A 21588-nucleotide genomic window follows, 5' to 3' on the forward strand; every position below is an offset into this window, starting at 1 on the left:
AACATTATGCCAGTCCGGACTGGCCTGACCGGGAACGTGTTTCGCCAATGAATACTTGCCGAAGCGCGGTTGCGTCGCATAAATGCGATAAAACAAATAGATAGAGAGCCGCTTCCGTTTCCGGTAAACAGAACGCCTCTATTGCCCGAATTCCATCACGTTTTTCCCGTTAGGCTTCGTTCATGAACACGCCCGCTCACCAGACTGAAACCGACCGCTGCCGCATCGTGCTGGTTACGCCCCCGCTTGCCGACGGCGCGGCGCTCGCAAAACTGTTGACGGCTGCGCTTTCGGGCGGTGACGTTGCAAGCGTCATTCTCGACACCGGCGATCTCGACGAGGCCACTTTTCAGGCCGCCGCCGAAAAGGCGATCCCGGTCATTCAGGAAAAGGGCGCTGCCGCGCTCATCCTCAATGATACGCGCATTGCAGGTCGCGTCGGGGCCGACGGCATCCATATCGAAGGCAAGGCTGCAGATCTGGCCGAAGCGATAGAAAAGCACACGCCGAAGATGATTGTCGGCACCGGCAATCTGCGCGACCGCCACGGTGCGATGGAAATCGGCGAATTGCAGCCCGACTATGTGTTCTTCGGAAAAATCGGTGCGGACAACAAGCCGGACGCTCATCCGCGCAACCTGTCGCTCGCCGAATGGTGGGCGCAGATGGTGGAGATACCCTGCATTGCGCAGGCCGGAAGCGCGCTGGAAAGCATTATCCCGGCCGCCGAAACCGGCGCGGATTTCGTGGCGCTCGGACGGGCAGTCTTCGACGCCGAAGACCCGGCGCAGGCTGTTGCGGAAGCCAACCGGCTGCTCGACGAAAAAGCGCCGCGCTTTGAAAACTGATACCTCATCAAGGTCTTGCCGATGCCCATGAAGAACAAATTTCTTCTCGCTGCCGTTATGTCTTTCGCGCTGCCGGTCCTGCCTGTTCTGGCAGCCGGCGAGCCGGTGCACGGCCAGAAGAGCGGCAAGCAGGGCAATCATCAGGGCACGAAGGCCGACAAGCCTGCCAAGCCTGCCAAGCCGGTCATGCTGCCGCAACCGGCAACCACGGAACCGATGCCGCATATCGATCCGAGCCGTTTCGGCGACAAGCCGGCGGACGAGGCTTTCGGAGCATTCCAGCGCGGCCTTTATCTGACCGCCTTCAATCTGGCCAAACCACAGGCCGAAAAGGGCGACCCGGCCTCGCAGACGCTCATCGCGGAGATTTATGCGCGCGGTCTCGGCATTCCCGCCAACCAGAAACTGGCAGCAGAATGGTACGAGAAGGCGGCCAATAATGGTGTTGTGGAAGCGCAGTTCCGCTACGCGGCTCTTCTGCTTCAGGGCACCTATACCGCGAAAGACCCCGTCAAGGCGGAAGAGCTGATGAAGAAGGCTGCCGAGGGCGGCAACGCCATGGCGCAGTTCAACTACGGCCAGATGTTGATGGTGAAGACACCGGGCAAGCCCGGCCTCGACCTCGCCTTCCCGTGGTTCGAGAAGGCAGCCGAGGCGAAGCTTGCCGATGCGCAATATGCGGTCAGCCAGGTTTACGCCAATGGCACCCCGACCATTCCTCGCGACGACAAGAAAGCGCGCGTCTATCTCCTGCTCGCAGCGGCGCAAGGCTATGACACCGCACAATTCGACCTTGGCCGCTGGCTGATCGAGGGGCGCGGCGGCGACCGCAATTACGAACAGGGTTTCGGCTGGATGCAGCTTGGCGCGCAGCGCGGCATGGTTATGGCGCAGGCATGGCTTGCCCGCCTCTACCGCGATGGCATCGGCACCGAAGGCGATCTGGTGAAGGCGGCCGCCTGGTATATCGTCGCCCAGCGCGCCGGTTTCCGCGCGCCGGACCTCAACGACATGATGGACGGACTGGCTGACGATCAGATCAAGCAAGCCATAGAAACCGCCAATAACCTGCGCGTCCGCTGATTTTTGAGCGGTTTTTTCAAACCGGACCGGCCCTCTTTTCGTGGTCAGGCTTGCACAAAGCGTCGTTTTATGGTCTTGGAAACGCGATTATCGCGGCTCGAATATGAGATGCTCAGGCAATCCCCGAAATAAAGCCGGGCCGCACATAGTTTCACATTTTCATTCCGGACCAAGCTCATGAAGATCAATGGTAACGAAATCCGCCCCGGCAATGTCATCGAACATGCTGGCGGCCTGTGGGTTGCAGTCAAGACCAATGCCGTCAAGCCCGGCAAGGGCGGCGCCTACAATCAGGTCGAACTGAAGAACCTCATCAACGGCACCAAGCTCAACGAACGTTTCCGCGCCGCCGAAACCGTCGAGCGCGTTCGTCTGGAACAGAAGGATTTCTCGTTCCTCTACGAACAGGGTGAAGCGCTGATCTTCATGGACACGGAATCCTACGAGCAGCTCGAGCTGGCCAAGGATTTCGTCGGCGACCGCTCCGCCTTCCTGCAGGACGGCATGATGGTCACTGTCGAACTTTACGAAGAAAAGCCGATCGGGATCCGCCTGCCGGATCAGGTCACGCTCGCCATCACCGAAGCCGATCCGGTCGTCAAGGGCCAGACCGCCGCTTCGTCCTACAAGCCGGCGGTACTTGAAAACGGTATCCGCATCCTCGTTCCGCCATTCATCGAATCGGGCGAACGCGTGATCGTCGATACCAACGAACTGACCTACGTCAGCCGCGCCTGATCCGTTTCTGACTATGGCGGCGTCCCGCCGGGGCGCCGCATGTCGCATCCTTGCGACCGTTCTTTCTCAGATCGCTCAATTCCCTGACCGTCCGCCGTATATGTTCGCGGCTGGATGTTCGCCCTCTCTTTTTAACGAAATGCATGATCCTCTTTAAACTCCACGCTTAGGGATCGTGCTTACAAGGACAATGAAATGGCCCGCTCAGCCCTTCTCAACGTTATGGTACAGGCCGCTATGAAGGCCGGCCGCAGCCTCGCTCGCGATTTTGGCGAAGTCCAGAATCTTCAGGTTTCTCTCAAGGGCCCCGGCGACTATGTCAGCCAGGCAGACCGCCGCGCCGAAAAGATCGTCTACACGGAATTGAGCCGCGCCCGCCCGGATTACGGCTTCCTGATGGAAGAATCCGGCGAGATTGAATCCAAGGACGGACAGCACCGCTGGCTGGTCGATCCGCTCGACGGCACCACGAACTTCCTGCACGGCATTCCGGTTTTTGCTGTTTCCATCGCACTTGAGCGTCAGGGACAGATCGTCGCCGGCGTCATCTACAATCCGGCCATGGACGAGCTTTACACCGCAGAACGCGGTGGCGGCGCATTCCTCAACGACCGCCGCCTGCGCGTCGCATCGCGCAACAAGCTGGTCGATTCCGTCATCGGCACCGGCATCCCGCATCTGGGCCGCGGCCATCACGGCCATTATCTGGTCGAGCTGCGCAATGTCATGGCCGAAACCGCAGGCATCCGCCGCATGGGTGCTGTCGCGCTCGATCTCGCCTATGTCGCTGGCGGCCGCCTGGACGGCTTCTGGGAAGATGGCATGCATCCGTGGGATCTCGGCGCCGGCATCCTGATGGTGCGCGAAGCTGGCGGTTTCGTCTCGGACAAGAATGGCGGACAGGATATGTTCACTAATCATTCGATCGTCGCCGGCAACGAAACCATTCACGGCGCGCTTCTCAAGACGATCAAAAAGCCGATCTGATATTCCCAGCATTATTCGCTTTTTGGATCAGCGCGTCGCATGAAAGCGGCGCGCTGAAGCATTTCTGCCTTCATTTTTTCGTAACCAGACGATTCCGCTTCACGAATTAATGAAGTAGGCTCCCGTGCAAACACGCGACCATGGAGCGCAACGCATGAGCGATTTGAGACTTTCCCGGGAACGTCTGGATGAGGGACGCGATTACGACCCCTACCGCCTTTCGAGCCCGCGCATTGTCATTCTCACCATGGCGATCTTCCTTATTATTGTAGCCTTTCTGGCTGCAATCCTCATGCGGCAGATTCACACGTTCTTCGTCACCAATCCCGGGCTCAACGGGCTTATTCTCGGCGTTCTGCTGGTGGGCATCCTGCTCGCTTTCGGACAGGTGCTCCGGCTTCTGCCGGAAATCCGTTGGGTCAATTCATTCCGCGACGGCGACCGCGAGGGCACCGCGCGCCCGCCCGTACTGCTGGCGCCGATGCGCGCACTCATCGGGCGTCGCCAGTCGATGGCGCTTTCCACCGCCTCCATGCGCTCGATTCTCGATTCCATCGCGACCCGCCTTGACGAAAGCCGCGATATATCGCGCTATCTGATCGGGCTTCTGGTCTTTCTTGGCCTTCTCGGCACCTTCTGGGGCCTTCTGGAAACCGTCGGCTCCATTGGTCGGACTATCCAGACCCTCGATCCCAATTCGGGCAGTACCGGTGACGTTCTCGATGCCCTGAAAGCCGGTCTTCAGGCGCCGCTCTCGGGCATGGGCACGGCTTTTTCGTCGTCGCTGTTCGGCCTTTCCGGTTCGTTGATCCTAGGCTTCCTCGACCTGCAAGCGGGTCGTGCACAGAACCGCTTCTATACGGAACTGGAAAACTGGCTTTCCTCCGTCACCGATCTCGGCTCGGACGCGGACCAGCACGGCGGCACGGAAGAAATCCGTAATCTGGCCGATCGCCTGCAGAACATGCATGGCGGCGATGCATCCACGCAGCGCACAACGGCAGCACTTGCCAATCTTGCCGAAGGCATACAGGGCCTCGTCAAGAACATGCGCAGCGAACAGCAGATCATGCGCGACTGGGTGGAAAAGCAGGCCGACGAGCAGAAGGCGATCCGCCAGACGCTCGACCGCCTCACCCGGGCCATCGGAGAGCGCCCGCATGACCGCAAGTCCGACCGCACGGACAAGGCGGAGTAAGGCCCATGGCTTTTGCTCGCAACCGCCGTACCCAAAGGCATGTCGATTACTGGCCGGGCTTCGTCGATGCCCTGACGACGCTGCTCTTGGCAATCATGTTCCTGCTGACCGTTTTCGTGCTGGCGCAGTTCCTGCTCAGCCGTGAGGTCAACAACAAGGACAGCGTGCTTGCCCGCCTCAACAGCCAGATTCAGGAACTGACCCAGCTCCTGTCGCTGGAGCGCAGCAATTCGCAGGACATGCAGGACACCATCGCCAATCTGCAAGCCTCGCTGTCCACGGCGGAAACCGAGCGTTCACGTCTGCAAAGCCTGTTGAACGAAGGAAGTGGCGCAGGCGCCGCCGCTGAAAAGCGCGCCGGGGAACTGTCGGCGAGCCTTGATGCCGAAAAGCAGGTCAGCGCCCGCGCGCTCAGTCAGGTAGAACTGCTGAACCAGCAGATTTCGGCTCTGCGCCGCCAGATCGCCGCACTTGAAGATGCGCTCAACGCTTCTGAAAGCCGAGACCGCGAATCGAACGCTAAGATCGCCGATCTAGGGCGCCGCCTGAACGTTGCGCTGGCCCAGCGGGTGCAGGAACTGAACCGCTACCGGTCGGATTTCTTCGGGCGTCTGCGTGAAATCCTTTCCGACAAGGAAAATATCCGCATTGTCGGCGACCGTTTCGTCTTCCAGTCGGAAGTGCTGTTCCCGACAGGCTCGTCTGATATCAATCCCGCCGGTCAGGACGAAATGAAAAAGCTCGCCGATGCGGTAAACCAGCTCAATCAGGAAATCCCGGACGACATCAACTGGGTGCTGCGTGTCGACGGCCATACCGATAATGTGCCGCTGGCAGGCACCGGGCGCTTCCGCGACAATTGGGAGCTTTCATCGGCCCGCGCCACCGCTGTGGTCAAATTCCTGATCGCCAATGGCGTCCCGGCCAACCGGCTCGTTGCGGCAGGCTTCGGGGAATATCAGCCGCTCGATGCCTCGGACACCGCCGATGCCCGCGCCAAGAACCGCCGCATCGAACTGAAACTGACGGAGAGATAGAAGCATAAACGGGGAGAAGCCGTCCCCGTCTATTTGGTGACGAAGACCTCTTGTCACTTTATGTATCTAATGGATTTTTCGAATTTGACGTTTGAAACAGCATCTCATTCAGTCGGGATTCAAACGTCAAATTCAATCCACTAGCCCCGCATCGAATTGCAGCTTGGCGAGGCGGGCATAGATACCGCCCTTCTCGACGAGGGTTTGATGCGTCCCCTCTTCGACGATGCGGCCATGGTCGAGGACGAGGATGCGGTCGGCCTTGAGCACGGTCGCAAGCCGATGAGCGACGACAAGTGTCGTGCGATCAGCCATCAGGCCGTCCAGAGCCTTTTGCACCAGCATTTCGCTTTCAGCATCGAGCGCCGATGTCGCCTCGTCAAGCAACAGGATGGGCGCGGCACGCAGGATTGCCCGCGCGATGGCGATGCGCTGGCGCTGGCCGCCCGACAGCGTCACCCCGCGTTCGCCCACTTCCGTGTCATAGCCCTTGTCGAGCGCCATGATGAAATCATGCGCGAGGGCGGCTTTTGCCGCTGCCATAATTTCCTCATCGGTTGCGCCTGGCCTACCAAACGCGATGTTTTCGCGCACGCTGGTGGCGAAAATCGCCACATCCTGCGGCACGGTGGAGATGCGCGCGCGAACGGCCTGCGGGTCGGCATCAGGCAAGGCAACGCCATCGATGAGTATCCTGCCCGACTGGGGATCATAATAGCGCATGACGAGCGCGAAGATCGTGCTCTTGCCCGCGCCCGAGGGGCCGACAATCGCAACCGTCTCGCCGGGCTTCACCGTAAAGCTGACGCCGTTGAGCGACGGCGCATCCGGTCGCGTCGGATAGGAGAAGTGCACGGAATCGAACACGATCTCGCCCCGTGGCGGCACCGGCATGGCAACGGGCTTCGCAGGTGGGGCAATACCCGGCTGCTCATCAAGAATTTCGACAAGCCGCTCCGTCGCGCCTGCGGCCTGCGCCAGCTCGCCGCCCACTTCCGACAAGGCCCCGAAGGAACTGCCTGCAAATACGGCATAGAGCACGAACTGGCCGAGCGTACCGGCTGACATCGTACCGGCCAACACGTCACGCGAACCGAACCACAGCACGGCCACGATGCTGGAGAAGATCAGGAAAATGGCAAAAGCAGTCAGAACCGCGCGGGCCTGAATGGAAGAGCGCGCTGCCTGGAAAGACTTTTCCACGGCGCTGCCAAATCGCCCTACCACCATTTCCTCGTTGGTGAAGGCCTGCAATGTGCGCATCGCGCCGATCTGTTCGCTGGCATAGGCGTTGGCCTTCGCCAGCATGTCCTGTGTCATGCGCGAGCGGCGGCGCACGGAGCGCCCGAAGGCGATAAGCGGAATGACGATGACCGGAATGGCCGCGATGACCAGCGCCGAAAGTTTCGGGCTCGTGACAACCATCATCGCCAGCGCGCCGACACCCAGAATCATGTTGCGCAGCGCAACAGAGGCCGTCGCGCCGACCACAGACTTGATCTGCACCGTGTCGGATGACAGGCGCGAAACGATTTCTCCCGACTGCGACCGGTCGAAAAATTCCGGCGAAAGCGCCGTCACATGCGAAAAGACCGCATTGCGCAGATCGGCCACCACCCGCTCACCAAGCGAGATCACGAAGAAGTAGCGCAGGCCCGATGCAAGCGCGAGAATGAGCGCCAGCGCCACGAGCATGCCGAAGTAGTTATTGACGAAGATCGCATTCGAACCGGTGAAGCCGTGATCGATCATGCGGCGCAACGCGACCGGCACGGCAAGGGTCGTCACGGCGGCAAGCACCAGCGAGAAGAGCGCACCTGCAACCAGCCCCTTATAGGGCGCGAGGAACGGCGCCACTCTCTTGAGTGGCTTCAACGAACGGCGTTGGCGGCTTTCTTTTGCGGTCAATTCATGATTCATATCAATTTCAGTATCCCGGTCGGCCATTCTTGTGTTTGCGCCCTTGTTATTGCCGTGCGCCTGATGTATAGGCTCGCCAACCCTTTTGGAAGCCGTTGCCTGCAGGTAATGGGTCTTCATATCTGCCATTGGGCGAAAGTGCCGCAGTTTCGATAGTCAAGGCTGCGCTTTTCACCCCAGACTTTCAGGATTGAGAAGATGAAAGCCAATATCCATCCCGACTACCACACCATCAAGGTCGTGATGACCGATGGCACCGAATACACGACCCGCTCGACCTGGGGCAAGGAAGGCGATACGATGAACCTCGATATCGACCCGACCACCCATCCGGCTTGGACGGGCGGTTCGCAGACCCTGCTCGATCGCGGCGGTCGCGTTACGAAGTTCAAGAACCGTTTCGGCAATCTCGGCATCTGATCCGATATTGCATCTGGTTGAAAAGCCCCGCCTCGGCGGGGTTTTTTATTGCCCTGGTTCTTCGTTTCGCAAGGCACAAAAAATCCCGGACAAGGCCGGGATTTTTCAAAAACAATCTTGAGAACCGGATCAGGCGCTCAGCTTTTCCATCACTTCGTCGCTGACTTCGAAGTTCGTGTAGACGTTCTGCACGTCGTCATCGTCTTCAAGCACGTTGAGAAGCTTGAGAACAGAACGCGCCTTTTCCTCGTCCAGCTCGGTATTGGTCTGGGGCTTCCAGATCGTCTTGATCGATTCGGCTTCACCGAGTGCAGCTTCCAGAGCCTTCGACACTTCGCCGATGTCTTCAAACGCGCAGATGATGACGTGTTCTTCTTCGCCGGACTGCACATCGTCGGCGCCAGCTTCGATGGCTGCTTCCATCACCTTGTCGGCATCACCAACAGACGACTTGTAGATGATTTCGCCAACGCGATCGAACATGAAGGAAACCGAACCGGTTTCGCCCAGCGCACCGCCCGACTTCGTAAAGGCTGCACGGACATTGGATGCCGTGCGGTTGCGGTTGTCCGTCAGCGCTTCCACGATGACCGATACGCCGCCGGGACCACGGCCTTCGTAGCGCACTTCATCATAGTTCTCGCCGTCATTACCGGCAGCCTTCTTGATGGCGCGCTCGATATTGTCCTTTGGCATGGACTGCGCCTTGGCGTTCTGGATCGCCAGACGCAGACGCGGGTTCATCGCGGGATCAGGCAGACCCTGCTTGGCAGCAACGGTGATTTCGCGCCCGAGCTTGGAAAACATTTTCGACCGCACCGCATCCTGACGGCCCTTGCGGTGCATGATATTCTTAAACTGTGAATGGCCGGCCATGGCACCCCTGTTCTGTTTAAAATGCTGCGCACGGAAGCGTCACGCATGAAACAGAGATCAAGCAGAGAAGGGCCGCGGTCGGGCCACAGTGCTTTCCGTGCAGAATGGCGGCGTTATAAGGAATTCAGGCCCATTCGTCCAGCAAAAGCGCTACAAACATCGATTCCCTGTCAATAAAGGCAATATCGCTCGACCCGGCGAGCAAAGCCGATTATCTATAAATTCATGATTCAGCCTCCCCACAACACTCCCGGTGAAACCATCGCAGCCCGCATCAGCCGCATCCTTGCCGACCGCATCATTGCGGGCGAGATCGAGCCGGGCACCAAACTGCGACAGGATCACATCGCGGAAGAATTCGAGACCAGCCATGTGCCGGTCCGCGAAGCGTTCCGGCGATTGGAGGCTCAGGGCCTCGCAGTATCGGAACCGCGACGCGGCGTCCGGGTTGCGTCGTTCGATATTGGTGAGATCAGGGAAGTTGCGGAAATGCGGGCGGCTCTGGAAGTTCTGGCGCTCCGCCACGCGGCACCGCACATCACGCAGGCAACGCTCGACGCCGCCGAACAGGCAACGCTGGAAGGCGACAAGTCGCGCGACGTCAGAAGCTGGGAAGACGCCAACCGCCGCTTTCATCGGCTCATACTCGAACCATGCAGAATGCCGCGCCTGCTCGCCGCAATCGATGATCTTCATGCCGCCAGCGCGCGGTTCCTTTTCGCCACGTGGCGTTCGGAATGGGAAGCCCGCACCGACCATGACCACCGGGCGATATTACAAGCGCTGCGCCAGAACGATGTCGACAGCGCCGCCACGATCCTCGCCCGGCACGTGCAATGGATCGGACACCGCCCCGTCAAGACGGCATCAGGCAAGACGCGCGATTCGTTCGCGATCGTCGGCTGACGCCATCGCACGCGCTTCCTTCCGACTTTAACCTATCTCTATACCCCCACGCGGATTTCAGGCGGCGGAACGGGCTTTTTTGCGCGCAACTTCCACAGCAAGGGATGGTGCCGTTTGTTCGGCTCTTGCGTTTATCGTCAGGAGCTTTAAAAAGATATAGATCGAATCTCAATTTTATCTATAATTCGAGGTAACCATGTCGACCATCACTCAAACGCGCCCATCCTTCAGCCCGCTTAATCTCGAAGCCCGCTCCCCTGCAATGCGCCTTGCGGCCGTAGCATTTGGCACGCTGGTTCTCGCCGTCTCGTCACAGATCGAAGTTCCGATGATTCCGGTTCCGATCACGCTGCAGACCCTGATCGTTCCGCTGATCGGCGCGCTCTATGGCTGGCGTCTTGGCATGGCCACGGTTCTGGCCTGGCTCGGAGAAGCAATGATGGGCCTTCCGGTTCTCGCAGGCGGCGCCGGTGGTCTTGCACATTTCGCAGGCCCGACCGCAGGCTATCTCGTTTCCTTCCCGATCATTGCTGCACTGACCGGTTATCTCGCCGAACGCGGCTGGAACGGCAACCGCGTCGGCCTCGCATTCGTCTCGTTCCTTGCTGCCAACATGATCTGCCTCGCTCTCGGTGCAGCCTGGCTGTCCACCCTCATCGGCGCTGAAAAGGCCATCGCCTTCGGCGTGACGCCGTTCCTGCTCGGCGCTCTCATCAAGTCGGCTCTCGGCGCAGCGATCCTCAAGGCTGCAGCGCCGAACCGTTGACCATACGTCTGCGTGGCCATCATCTTCTTTGCATGCTGACTTATGTCGGCAAGGGCTACAGCCCGGCTTTCGTGGAAAATTACGATGCGATTGCCGGGCGGTTGAGCCGGGGAGAGGATATTCTTCTGATCGATGGTCCCGATGACATCTGCGCGCCCCTGCTCTGCGGGGGCGACTGTCATTGTTATGAAGCAAGCGTCAGGAGACGCGACGCACTGGCGCTCAAGGCTGTGGGCGAACTTCTGGGAACGGTTCTTGCTACGCCTTCCCCGTTCACGCTCGATGCGGAGCGGCTCGCAGCAATGCGCTCGAGCTTCGCCGACGGCGCGCTGCGCACGGCCTGCGAACATTGCGAATGGTCTGATCTGTGCACCCGGATTGCGGGACCGGAAAATTTCGAGGGCGTGAAGGTCACCGCACCTGTTTCTGCAACCGAAAGCCGTTGCTGAAACGGTTAACTCCAGAACGCCGGTATCGTCTCTTCCAGATGCGCGCCGATGCGCAGGGGAGCGGCCTTTTCTGCAAGCCCTGTGCGGTCCGAAATCTCGATGCCGACGCCGCAGATGGTGGCAGGGCCGTTCGCCGCCTCGAACCGTCCTTTCGGCACTTTGGACAGGAAGCGGTTGAGCGGCTCTTCCTTATCCATGCCAAGCGACGAGTCGTAATCGCCGCACATGCCTGCATCCGACATATAGGCCGTGCCATTGCGCAATATCTGGCAATCGGCCGTCGGCACATGCGTGTGCGTGCCGACAACCGCGCTTGCACGACCATCGACAAAGTGGCCGAAACACTGTTTTTCACTGGTCGCCTCGGCATGGAAGTCGAAGAAGACGGCATCGGCCTGTTCACCAAGCGGGCAGGCCTCCAGAATTTTCTCGGCAGCGATGAAAGGATCGTCGAGATCCGGATGCATGAACACCCGGCCCATGATATTCGAAACCAGAACACGGGCACCGTTCTTGGCGATATAAAGCCCTTCGCCCTTGCCCGCCGTCCCTTTCGGGAAATTGGCCGGGCGCAGGAAGCGATCTTCGCGCCTGGAGAAATCCAGCGCCTCGCGCTGATCCCACACATGGTTGCCGGTCGTCACCACGTCGGCACCCGCACGAATGGTGTCGTGAAAAATCTCTTCGGTAATGCCGAAACCGCCAGCGGCGTTCTCGCCGTTGACGATAACGAAGTCCAGCTTCAGATCGGAAATCAGCCCCGGCAGCTTTTCATAAACCGCGGTACGGCCCGACCGGCCCACCATATCACCAAGAAAAAGCAATCTCATGAGATTGCCTTATAAACCTGCGCCAAGCGAACGCAAGCCGGTCAGGGCATTTTGCAGTCAGGCGGCATCGTCTGACATCGCATAAATGCAGGAGCAAAAACTAGAGCGCCGACCCGGTTCCAAGCGAACGCAGGCCGCTTTCAGTCAGTATCTGGTTGAGCGCGATATCGTGCGGCTCATCGGGCACATGTTCGACTTCCTGACAGTCGAAAGCCATGCCGATCAGCAGCGGCTGCAAACCGCGCTCGGTAAAGCGTGCCAGCGCGCGGTCGTAATGCCCGGCACCGTAGCCGAGCCTGTGACCGCGCCGGTCGAAGCCGGCAAGCGGCATCAGCATGATCGCCGGATCCACAACCGGCGCGTCCTCCCCCGGTCCCATCGTGCCGAAACCAGTCTGCACCAGCTCGGTGTCCGGCAGATATTCACGAAAGGCAATCGTTTCCTTGTCCAGAACGACGGGCAGGCAGAGCCGTGCGCCTTTGGCGCGGAAGGCGGACAAAAGGGGACGCGGATCGATTTCGGACCGGATCGGCCAGTAGCCTGCAATCAGGGTGCCTTTGGGAACGTCGATTGCGGCCTCACCCTTTTTGGCAGCCGCCAGAGAAGCCTCGTAATGAAAGCGCGGATCAAGCGCATCGCGGATCGCAAGAATCCTGCGTCTCAGCTCCTGCTTTTCCAGACCGGGGCTACGCTCCGTTGCCGTCATGCCAAGCCACTCCCTGCTGCCGTGTTTCGCCATGCAGTGGAACCGCAATATGACAATCCGTCAAGTGACTCCGCCCGCCCCTTGGGCGATCTTCTCGGAACGGTCGCGGATGACCTTCAAAACGACGCGATGGAAGTCATTCAGGAACAATTTTCCCCACAGGTCGCAATAGAAATCGATCGGCGTTGCGATCTGGTAATGGGTCGTCAGCGTAAGGCGCGTATGGCCGTTCGTCAGTGGTTCGAGACTGTAGTCGCCCTGGGCAAGCTTAAGATAGGTGCTGTCGACCTTGATATGCGCCTCAACCTCGGGCGGTATGGACCCCGGGCCGAAGCGGAAATCCCACGCCAGAAGCCGGTTTTCTTCCCATTGCGTGACAATTTCCTGAAAATTGACGCCATGTGTCCACCGGAGCTGGCGCACCGCCCCGATGCCCTCTCCTTCAAGCCGCGCATCCACCGGCTGCGGCACACCCAATATGCCATGACTGAATGTCCACGACAGTTCGTGGGGGCGCACATCGCGGATTTCGACCGTCTGCCGCCAGACAACTTCCGGCGGGGCTGCGATTTCGACTACCGTCGTGACGAAACTGTCGTGCGGAGCATAGGTCATCTGAAGCTCGGCAGGCAGCACCAGCAGCGGCAGCGCAATGACCAGAGTGGTCGAGTGCCGCGAGCGGAACTGCCGGATGATCCATAGTGTCACCGCCGAACCGAGCGCCGAAAACACCATGAAAAATGGAGCGGCCATGGCCACGCAAATGCCAGCCTCATGGAAAAGCACCATGCTGGTCACGACAAGCCCGCCAATGATGGCCCAGCCCATGCGCACATGACGCCAAAGCCCCTTTTGCGCGCGCGGGTCCGACAGGCAGGAGGCGAGGCTCGCAACAGCCATCGGCAACAGGGCGAGCCCGGCAATGACCGGCATCGCGTCCATGTAATGGCGCGACCAGATCATGACATAAAGCAGAAGCCCGTAAACGAATGCGACGGGTATCGCGACTGCCAGTCTTTCCGATGAATCGGGCGATGCTGTTTCGGGAGATTTCATCAAGATGCGCAAATGGTTGGAGTTTGCGCCTGTTTACGAACAAATTGTCCGCAAGATCAAGCTTATAGCGAACACGCTACAAGCCCGGAAAAGAAAGCGGCGACCACGACGACCGATGGTAGTGATTGATCCCGGGAACCTACAAAGTAGGTGGGCGCCATATGCGAAAGCCCGCAAGCCTTCACAGGGACAGCTCCCTTAGAGATCAATAAGGCCCCGGGGATGCTGTTACACCTGTCGGGAAGCGCAGTTCGCCAGCGACCAATATAGTATCTGCCGGACAGGAATGCCAGTGGCTTGCGCCAGCCCAACAGGAAATCTTTTCAGAAAAACCTGAACTGCGACGTTGGCAGGACCACGGGTCCTGACCCTAGAGCGGTTCCTGTTCTAACAGAATCGCCGGAACCGCTCTAACTATTTGTTTTATCGATTATCCAACGCATCGAAGCGGGATAAGAAATCAGTCCAGTGAACTGATTTCCCCGCGTAGACGTTTCACACTTTTGCTGGAAATGCTCTAGCTGCTTCGCGGCGCGATGCGCGAGGCCACCTGCTCGATGCGTGATGCCACATCCGTCAGCAGGCCGGTCAGGGCGGCATCGTTGCTGTCGGCGCGTCCGAGCGCTTCATCGCGCGCACGGCGCAACGTGTCGACTTCGCTCTCCAGACCGTTGATGCGCTTCTGCATCTCGGCCATCTCGTCCATCACCATGATCCCGGCCATGACGGTCAGGCGCAGATCGCCAATCTCCCCGAAGGACGACTTCAGATGGGTCACATACTGGTCGAAACGGTCGGCGAGCCCGGAGAGGTGTTCTTCCTGCCCCTCGTCGCAGGCCATCCGGTAGGCCTTGCCATCAATGGTAACGGTTACGGTCGCTATGGTAGCCTCCTATCGGTCCAGAACGGCGCGGATTGTCTCCATCGCAGTCACGAGGCGGCGTGAAACCTCGCGGTTGGCGGCTTCAAGCCGCTCCGCGCGCGCTTCGGACTGGTCGAGTTCCTGGGCGAGACGGCTGCGATCCGCATTCATGCGCTGCACCTCTTCCTCGGCTTCGGCGAAATCGCCTTCCTTGTCCAGCCGCAGATCGACCGCTTGTTCAAGCGCGTTGAGTGCCTTTTCGAGCCGTTCCAAGACTTGCCTGAGGGTCGTATCGGGTGCCATCCATGTCCTTTCCAATGCCAATCGCAAGCCCAATTCAGGGACATCGAATCGCGCCTGCGGGACGGGCATCTTTGAAAAGATTGTAATAATCGACTGCCCGATAAGCAACAAATGAGGGGCATATACGAGCGTTCATACACCGTTATCGGTGCAAAAACGGCTTTTCAGTGGTTGCATATAAGCTGTCAGCGCTACTCAATCGATTAGTCGCGGACAGTTTATTACCCAAAACTCATCGGTTTATTGACTCCTTATGTGCAGGTGCTATGTGTCCCGGTGCCTTCTGGAGCGTGATCCTAAAACGCATGAAACCGTTTTCGATACGGATCGTGCTCAGGCAAAAGGCATCGCCGCAACCCCGTTAACCCCTCCCAAGGAAAGACGGCTGAGACCATGACCAATTCCGACAAACAAAACCAGATGGCCAACGCAATCCGCTTCCTCTCCATGGACGCGGTCGAGAAAGCCAATTCGGGCCATCCCGGCCTGCCGATGGGCGCAGCCGATATAGCGACGACGCTTTACACCCGTTTCCTCTCGCACGACCCGCAGAATCCGCACTGGCCGGATCGCGACCGTTTCGTGCTTTCCGCAGGCCACGGCTCGATGCTGCTTTATTCGCTGCTCTATCTTTCGGGCTACGAAGACATCACCATCGACGAGATCAAGAATTTCCGCCAGCTCGGCTCGCGCACCGCTGGCCATCCGGAATATGGCCACGCCGCCGGTATCGAAACGACGACCGGCCCGCTCGGCCAGGGCATCGCCAATGCCGTCGGCATGGCGCTTTCCGAACGCATCCTCAATGCGCAGTTCGGTGACAGCCTCGTCAACCATTACACCTATGTGATCGCCGGTGACGGCTGCCTCATGGAAGGCATCAGCCAGGAAGCAATCGCGCTTGCCGGTCATCTGAAGCTGAGCAAGCTGATCGTGTTCTGGGACGACAACAACATTTCGATCGACGGCCCTGTCACGCTGTCCGACAATACCGACCAGCCTGCCCGTTTCGCCGCTTCCGGTTGGAACACCATGGCTGTCGACGGTCATGACCAGGACGCAATCGCCAAGGCCATCGAACTGGCCAAGGTTTCCGACAAGCCGACGCTCATCGCCTGCAAGACCACCATCGGCTTCGGCGCGCCGAACAAGGCTGGCACCAACAAGGTGCATGGGTCGCCGCTCGGTGCTGAGGAAATTGCCGCCACCCGCAAGGCTCTGGGCTGGAGTGCGGAACCTTTCGTCGTTCCGGCTGAAGTGCTGGACGCATGGCGTGTGGCTGGCCTCAATGCGGCCAAGAAGCGTCAGGAATGGGAAAAGCGCCTTGCTGCGGCCGACGCGGAAACCCGCGCCGAATTCGAGCGCCGGATGCGTGGCGACCTGCCTGCAAACTTCGATGCGACCATCATCGAATACAAGAAGAAGCTTTCCGCCGACAAGCCGAAGGTCGCGACCCGCAAGTCTTCGGAAATGGCTCTTGAAGTCATCAATGGCGTTGTGCCGGAAACCGTGGGCGGCTCTGCCGACCTCACCGGTTCCAACAACACCAAGACGAGCCAGACCAAGGCCGTAACGCCGGAAGATTACGGCCAGCGTTATGTCCATTACGGCATCCGTGAACACGGCATGGCTGCCGCCATGAACGGCATGACGCTGCACGGCGGCCTCATCCCTTACGGCGGCACCTTCCTGACCTTCTCGGACTATTGCCGCCCGGCCATGCGTCTTTCCTCGCTGATGGGCATCCGCACCATCTATGTCATGACCCATGATTCCATCGGTCTTGGCGAAGATGGCCCGACCCACCAGCCGGTCGAACATCTGGCTGCGCTGCGCGCCATTCCGAACCACAATGTGTTCCGTCCTGCCGATGCGGTGGAAACCGCCGAATGCTGGCAGATCGCCCTGCAATCGAAGAAGACCCCTTCGACGCTGGCGCTCACTCGCCAGAACCTGCCGACGGTCCGCACCGAGCATCGCGACGAAAACCTGTCGGCTTACGGCGCCTATGAGCTTGCTGCCGCAAGCAAGGACGCCAGGGTGACGATCTTCGCAACCGGCTCGGAAGTGGAAATCGCGCTCAAGACCCGCGACCTTCTGGAAGGCAAGGGCATCGCGACCCGCGTCGTTTCCGTTCCATGCTTCGAGCTTTTCGAACAGCAGAGCGACGCCTACAAGACGGCAACCATCGGCGACGCGCCGGTGAAAGTAGCCATTGAAGCGGCAATCTCGCTCGGTTGGGAACGCTTCATCGGCGAAAACGGCATCTTCATCGGCATGAAGGGCTTCGGCGCTTCGGGTGAGATCAACGATCTCTACAAGCATTTCGGCATCACGGCAGAACATGCCGCCGAAGCCGCGGAGAAGAAGCTCAACGCCGCATGATTTAAGGAAACGCCGGCGTCACACAAACGTCGGCGTTTCAATGTTTGAACCTACCAGTTCTAATGAGACGCATCGCAAGATGCAGAACCCAATCGGGAGAATAAGAGAAAATGGCAGTTCGCGTCGCAATCAATGGCTTTGGCCGCATCGGTCGTAACATCCTCCGCGCCATCGTCGAATCCGGCCGCACCGATATCCAGGTCGTCGCCATCAACGATCTCGGCCCGGTGGAAACCAACGCGCATCTTCTGCGTTATGACAGCGTTCATGGCCGTTTCCCCAAGGAAGTGAAGGTCGCCGGCGATACCATCGATGTCGGTTATGGCCCGATCAAGGTTCATGCCGTCCGCAACCCGGCTGAACTGCCGTGGAAGGAAGAAGGCGTCGATATCGCTCTGGAATGCACCGGCATCTTCACCTCGCGTGACAAGGCCGCCATGCATCTGGAAGCAGGCGCCAAGCGCGTCATCGTTTCGGCTCCTGCCGATGGCGCCGACCTGACCGTCGTCTATGGCGTCAACCACGACAAGCTGACCAAGGACCATCTGGTCATTTCCAACGCTTCGTGCACCACCAACTGCCTTGCGCCGGTGGCTCAGGTCCTCAACGATGCCATCGGCATCGAAAAGGGCTTCATGACCACGATCCATTCCTATACGGGCGACCAGCCGACGCTGGACACCATGCATAAGGATCTCTACCGCGCCCGTGCAGCCGCTCTTTCCATGATCCCGACCTCGACGGGCGCAGCCAAGGCCGTCGGCCTCGTCCTGCCGGAACTGAAGGGCAAGCTCGATGGCGTCGCCATCCGCGTTCCGACCCCGAACGTCTCGGTCGTGGACCTCACCTTCATCGCCAAGCGCGAAACGACTGTCGACGAAGTCAACAATGCAATCCGTGCAGCCGCCAATGGCCGCCTGAAGGGCATCCTCGGCTATACCGACGAACCGCTCGTCTCGCACGACTTCAACCATGACTCCCATTCCTCGGTCTTCCACACGGACCAGACCAAGGTCATGGAAGGCACCATGGTGCGTATCCTGTCGTGGTACGACAATGAGTGGGGCTTCTCCAGCCGCATGGGCGATACTGCTGTCGCCTTCGGCAAGCTGATCTAAGCGCCGATCATGTTCCGCGCCCTTCTCCCCACCGCTGCGCGCTGGCGTCCGCTGGAAGGAGAAGGGCTCGAACATCTCAATCTCGGCCCTACCGGCCGCACGATCCGTGCCGAAAGCGTCGTGATTGGCGATCGCGGTGGCGTCCCCTACGGCGTGCGCTATAGCATCGACTGCAACAGCGCCTGGCATGTCCTTCATTTCCTGATCGAAACCATGTCCGGCCACCGGCTGGAGCTGGTTTCCGATGGCGCCGGCCACTGGAACACGATGGCTGGCGATGCACTGCCCGAATTTGACGGCTGCATCGATATCGATCTGGCGGGAACCCCCTTCACCAACACGCTGCCCATCCGCCGCCTTGGCCTGACGCCGGAAAGCGGCACCGTACAGCTCGACATGCTTTACGTGCCCTTCGACAGCTTCCGCCCGCTGCGCGACCAGCAGCGCTATACCTGTATCGAGGAAGGACGGCGCTATCGATACGAGGCAGCCGACCGCACCTTCACCGCTGAATTGCCCGTCGACGAGGACGGGCTTGTCACCGACTATCCAACCCTTTTCCGGCGCCTGCCTGTTTGAGCACACTGCTCCATCGGCACCCGAAACACAGTTCTGGGAGAAAGATCATGAGTTTCCGCACTCTCGACGATGCCGACGTCAAGTCCAAGCGCGTACTGGTCCGCGTTGATCTCAACGTGCCAATGGCGAATGGCGAAGTCACCGACCTGACCCGTATCGAGCGCATCGTTCCGACCATTGCCGAACTTTCCAGGAAAGGCGCAAAGGTTATTCTGCTCGCCCATTTCGGTCGTCCCAAGGGCGTTGCTTCGGATGAAAACTCTTTGAAGCATGTCGTGAAGCCTCTGGCCAAGGTGCTTGGACATGGGGTTCATTTTGCCGAAGACTGCATCGGTGACAAGGCAAAGGCCGCGGTCGATGCCTTGAAGGACGGCGATGTCCTGCTTCTGGAAAACACCCGTTTCCACAAGGGCGAGGAAAAGAACGATCCGGAGTTCGTCGCAGCTCTGGCAGCCAACGGCGATCTTTATGTGAATGACGCGTTTTCGGCTGCCCACCGCGCGCACGCCTCGACGGAAGGGCTTGCCCATGTCCTGCCCGCCTGTGCGGGCCGCGGCATGCAGGCTGAGCTTGAAGCGCTGGAAAAGGGCCTTGGCAATCCGGCTCGCCCGGTTGTGGCCATCGTCGGCGGCGCAAAGGTCTCGACCAAGCTCGACCTCCTCTCCAACCTGATCGAGAAGGTCGATGCGCTCGTCATCGGTGGCGGCATGGCAAACACCTTCCTCGCCGCCAAGGGCTATGATGTCGGCAAGTCGCTCTGTGAGCACGAACTTGCTTCCACCGCCCGCGAAATCATGGCCAAGGCCGAAACCACAAAGTGCGCGATCATCCTGCCGGTCGATGCTGTCGTGGGCTGGCACTTTGCAGCCGACACGCCGAACCAGACCTATGGCGTCGATGCCGTGCCAAGCGATGGCATGATTCTCGATGCAGGAGCACTTTCGACCGATCTGATCGCCTCGGCTATCGATGACGCCGCAACGCTCGTCTGGAACGGCCCGCTCGGTGCCTTCGAGCTGCACCCCTTCGACGCCGCCACGGTCAAGACTGCAAAGCATGTCGCAGCCCGTACCAAGGCAGGCAAGCTGGTTTCGGTTGGCGGCGGCGGCGATACGGTCGCTGCCCTCAATCATGCGGGCGTTGCCGACGACTTCACCTATATCTCGACCGCAGGCGGCGCCTTCCTTGAATGGATGGAAGGCAAGCCTCTCCCCGGCGTCGATGTCTTGAAGAAATAACACCCCACACCAGGTTTCAGTAAGCCCGACCGATGCCGGGCTTATTTTTTTGGTGTCAGCTTCAGCAACCGGCCCGGATTGTCGTCCTCGATCAGCCAGACGGCGCCATCCGGCCCCACCGCCACATTGCGGATACGGTTTTCCATTTCAAAGCGTTCCGCTTCGTCCGCCTTGCCGCTCTTGTCGATCACGACACGCACCAGCGACATGACCGAAAGTCCGCCGATGAGCGCCGAACCGCGCCATTCGGGAAACATGTCCCCCTCGTAGAAGGCAAGCCCAGCCGGAGCGATGACCGGCGTCCAGTAAACCAATGGCGGCTCGAATTCCGGACGTGTGCTATGGCGCGGGATCGGCCGGCCACTATAATTGTCGCCGTTCGAGACAAGCGGCCAGCCGTAATTGAGACCGGGCTTGATGAGGTTGAATTCGTCGCCGCCGCGCGGCCCCATCTCATGTTCCCAGAGCTTTCCATCGGGACCGAAGGCCAGCCCGTAAGGGTTACGATGGCCGGTAGACCAGGTCAGTGCCCGCACACCATCCGCATCGGCATGCGGATTATCCTTCGGAACGGACCCGTCGAGATTCATGCGGAGGATTTTTCCCATCGGCGCTGCATCGTCCTGCGCGGTTGCAGGCAACATGCGATCGCCGACGGAGAAGAACAGATGCTTGCCGTCCGGCGCAAATGCGATAATGCCGCCCGGCTGTCCGCCACGCGCCGCCGCATCCTGCTTCCAGATGGTGGTCCTGTCCTTCAGCGCCGCCTTGCCGTCACCTTCATCCAGAACAGCGCGTGCCAGCACCACACTGCTGCCGCTCTGCGCCGGTTCGTTATAGGAAAAATAGACCGCCTTGCTCTTCTCGAAGTCGGGTGCGGGCGCGATGTCAAGCAGACCGTTCTGACCGCCGAAAGCGACTTCCGGCACACCATCGACCGCAATTTTGTCACCCGTTTGCGTGACGATGAAAATCTTGCCGCCCTTCTCCGTCAGAAGCAGCCTGCCATCGGGCAGAAAGGCGATCGCCCATGGCGTATCGAATTCGGCCACCGGCGTTACCGCAAACGGAGCATTTGCTGCGGCCTGCCTGCCGCCAGCGTTGACACTCTCAGCCGAAGCGTTCGCCACCGGCAGGGCGACCATCGATGCAGCCAGAACAAACGGCAGGCTAAAAAGGACGCGTCGCATATTTCCTCCTCAAATCACATCGACGGAAACAGGCGGGGTTTCCTCACTGGTTTCTTACATGGGGTTCGCAACCCGGATATAAAACCAGTTTCG

General features: G+C 59.6%; 22 protein-coding genes and 1 other RNA gene. 14 read left to right on the plus strand and 9 right to left on the minus strand.

What is annotated here, in order from left to right; translation table 11 throughout:
• The first annotated feature begins 182 nt into the window (after positions 1 to 182).
• The 6 genes from JNC63_RS15225 (at position 183) to JNC63_RS15250 (ending at position 5891) form a co-directional block, all read left to right on the plus strand.
• Positions 183 to 848 carry a thiamine phosphate synthase gene (locus JNC63_RS15225; protein ID WP_063620128.1) on the plus strand — a complete coding sequence of 222 codons (666 nt, stop codon included), beginning with the start codon at positions 183 to 185 and terminating at the stop codon, positions 846 to 848.
• Between the two features lie 27 nt (positions 849 to 875).
• Positions 876 to 1931, plus strand: a complete 1056-nt coding sequence (locus JNC63_RS15230; RefSeq protein WP_063620129.1) for a tetratricopeptide repeat protein — start codon at positions 876 to 878, stop codon at positions 1929 to 1931.
• Positions 1932 to 2108: 177 nt separating this feature from the next.
• A complete protein-coding gene (gene efp, locus JNC63_RS15235) occupies positions 2109 to 2669 on the plus strand; it encodes an elongation factor P (RefSeq protein WP_006467724.1) in 561 nt (186 codons plus the stop codon).
• 195 nt (positions 2670 to 2864) lie between these two features.
• Complete coding sequence (locus JNC63_RS15240) at positions 2865 to 3656, plus strand: inositol monophosphatase family protein (RefSeq protein ID WP_006467726.1); 792 nt, start codon at positions 2865 to 2867, stop codon at positions 3654 to 3656.
• 154 nt (positions 3657 to 3810) lie between these two features.
• Positions 3811 to 4854 (plus strand): MotA/TolQ/ExbB proton channel family protein, encoded by a 1044-nt coding sequence (locus tag JNC63_RS15245; protein ID WP_006473228.1) that lies wholly within the window; start codon positions 3811 to 3813, stop codon positions 4852 to 4854.
• 5 nt (positions 4855 to 4859) lie between these two features.
• The gene (locus JNC63_RS15250) at positions 4860 to 5891 is read left to right on the plus strand and encodes a peptidoglycan -binding protein (protein WP_063620130.1); all 1032 of its coding nucleotides are present in this window, start codon (positions 4860 to 4862) and stop codon (positions 5889 to 5891) included.
• 132 nt (positions 5892 to 6023) lie between these two features.
• Here JNC63_RS15250 and JNC63_RS15255 read toward each other — a convergent pair whose 3' ends face one another.
• A complete protein-coding gene (locus JNC63_RS15255; protein ID WP_063620131.1) occupies positions 6024 to 7940 on the minus strand; it encodes an ABC transporter transmembrane domain-containing protein in 1917 nt (638 codons plus the stop codon).
• A 69-nt stretch (positions 7941 to 8009) separates the two neighbouring features.
• Between JNC63_RS15255 and rpmE the strand changes: the two genes are divergently transcribed.
• Complete coding sequence (gene rpmE, locus JNC63_RS15260) at positions 8010 to 8231, plus strand: 50S ribosomal protein L31 (RefSeq protein ID WP_006467736.1); 222 nt, start codon at positions 8010 to 8012, stop codon at positions 8229 to 8231.
• A gap of 129 nt (positions 8232 to 8360) precedes the next feature.
• On the opposite strand, the gene JNC63_RS15265 is transcribed toward rpmE, so the two are convergent.
• On the minus strand, positions 8361 to 9107 hold the full coding sequence (locus tag JNC63_RS15265; protein ID WP_006467737.1) for a YebC/PmpR family DNA-binding transcriptional regulator: 747 nt from the start codon (positions 9105 to 9107) through the stop codon (positions 8361 to 8363).
• A gap of 225 nt (positions 9108 to 9332) precedes the next feature.
• On the opposite strand from JNC63_RS15265, the gene JNC63_RS15270 reads away from it, so the two are divergent.
• From JNC63_RS15270 to JNC63_RS15280, 3 genes are all read left to right on the plus strand, one after another.
• Positions 9333 to 10013: a GntR family transcriptional regulator gene (locus tag JNC63_RS15270; RefSeq protein ID WP_063620132.1), complete on the plus strand. Its 681-nt coding sequence runs from the start codon at positions 9333 to 9335 to the stop codon at positions 10011 to 10013.
• A gap of 196 nt (positions 10014 to 10209) precedes the next feature.
• On the plus strand, positions 10210 to 10779 hold the full coding sequence (locus JNC63_RS15275) for a biotin transporter BioY (protein WP_063620133.1): 570 nt from the start codon (positions 10210 to 10212) through the stop codon (positions 10777 to 10779).
• Positions 10776 to 11228 carry a DUF1284 domain-containing protein gene (locus tag JNC63_RS15280; RefSeq protein ID WP_063620134.1) on the plus strand — a complete coding sequence of 151 codons (453 nt, stop codon included), beginning with the start codon at positions 10776 to 10778 and terminating at the stop codon, positions 11226 to 11228. Before JNC63_RS15275 ends, JNC63_RS15280 begins: the two co-directional genes overlap by 4 nt.
• A gap of 5 nt (positions 11229 to 11233) precedes the next feature.
• On the opposite strand, the gene JNC63_RS15285 is transcribed toward JNC63_RS15280, so the two are convergent.
• The 6 genes from JNC63_RS15285 to JNC63_RS15310 all read right to left on the minus strand — a co-directional run bounded on the left by JNC63_RS15285 (position 11234) and on the right by JNC63_RS15310 (position 14985).
• On the minus strand, positions 11234 to 12058 hold the full coding sequence (locus JNC63_RS15285) for a TIGR00282 family metallophosphoesterase (RefSeq protein WP_006467741.1): 825 nt from the start codon (positions 12056 to 12058) through the stop codon (positions 11234 to 11236).
• A gap of 100 nt (positions 12059 to 12158) precedes the next feature.
• Complete coding sequence (locus JNC63_RS15290) at positions 12159 to 12764, minus strand: 5-formyltetrahydrofolate cyclo-ligase (protein ID WP_006473229.1); 606 nt, start codon at positions 12762 to 12764, stop codon at positions 12159 to 12161.
• Between the two features lie 60 nt (positions 12765 to 12824).
• Positions 12825 to 13820, minus strand: coding sequence for an SRPBCC family protein (locus tag JNC63_RS15295; protein WP_063620135.1), 996 nt, complete (start codon positions 13818 to 13820; stop codon positions 12825 to 12827).
• A gap of 97 nt (positions 13821 to 13917) precedes the next feature.
• Positions 13918 to 14076: non-coding RNA, 6S RNA (ssrS, locus tag JNC63_RS15300), on the minus strand.
• 261 nt (positions 14077 to 14337) lie between these two features.
• Complete coding sequence (locus tag JNC63_RS15305; RefSeq protein WP_025090848.1) at positions 14338 to 14703, minus strand: cell division protein ZapA; 366 nt, start codon at positions 14701 to 14703, stop codon at positions 14338 to 14340.
• A gap of 9 nt (positions 14704 to 14712) precedes the next feature.
• Positions 14713 to 14985 (minus strand): DUF4164 domain-containing protein, encoded by a 273-nt coding sequence (locus tag JNC63_RS15310; protein WP_006473231.1) that lies wholly within the window; start codon positions 14983 to 14985, stop codon positions 14713 to 14715.
• Between the two features lie 393 nt (positions 14986 to 15378).
• Between JNC63_RS15310 and tkt the strand changes: the two genes are divergently transcribed.
• The 4 genes from tkt to JNC63_RS15330 all read left to right on the plus strand — a co-directional run bounded on the left by tkt (position 15379) and on the right by JNC63_RS15330 (position 20305).
• Positions 15379 to 17370 carry a transketolase gene (gene tkt / locus JNC63_RS15315; RefSeq protein WP_063620136.1) on the plus strand — a complete coding sequence of 664 codons (1992 nt, stop codon included), beginning with the start codon at positions 15379 to 15381 and terminating at the stop codon, positions 17368 to 17370.
• Positions 17371 to 17480: 110 nt separating this feature from the next.
• The gene (gene gap / locus JNC63_RS15320) at positions 17481 to 18488 is read left to right on the plus strand and encodes a type I glyceraldehyde-3-phosphate dehydrogenase (protein ID WP_021588015.1); all 1008 of its coding nucleotides are present in this window, start codon (positions 17481 to 17483) and stop codon (positions 18486 to 18488) included.
• Positions 18489 to 18497: 9 nt separating this feature from the next.
• Positions 18498 to 19067: a putative glycolipid-binding domain-containing protein gene (locus tag JNC63_RS15325; RefSeq protein WP_063620138.1), complete on the plus strand. Its 570-nt coding sequence runs from the start codon at positions 18498 to 18500 to the stop codon at positions 19065 to 19067.
• A gap of 47 nt (positions 19068 to 19114) precedes the next feature.
• Positions 19115 to 20305, plus strand: coding sequence for a phosphoglycerate kinase (locus JNC63_RS15330; RefSeq protein ID WP_063620139.1), 1191 nt, complete (start codon positions 19115 to 19117; stop codon positions 20303 to 20305).
• Between the two features lie 41 nt (positions 20306 to 20346).
• On the opposite strand, the gene JNC63_RS15335 is transcribed toward JNC63_RS15330, so the two are convergent.
• The gene (locus JNC63_RS15335; RefSeq protein WP_063620140.1) at positions 20347 to 21495 is read right to left on the minus strand and encodes a PQQ-dependent sugar dehydrogenase; all 1149 of its coding nucleotides are present in this window, start codon (positions 21493 to 21495) and stop codon (positions 20347 to 20349) included.
• Positions 21496 to 21588: the final 93 nt, after the last annotated feature.

The sequence above is a fragment of the Brucella ciceri genome (assembly GCF_041930145.1).
Classification (GTDB): domain Bacteria; phylum Pseudomonadota; class Alphaproteobacteria; order Rhizobiales; family Rhizobiaceae; genus Brucella; species Brucella intermedia.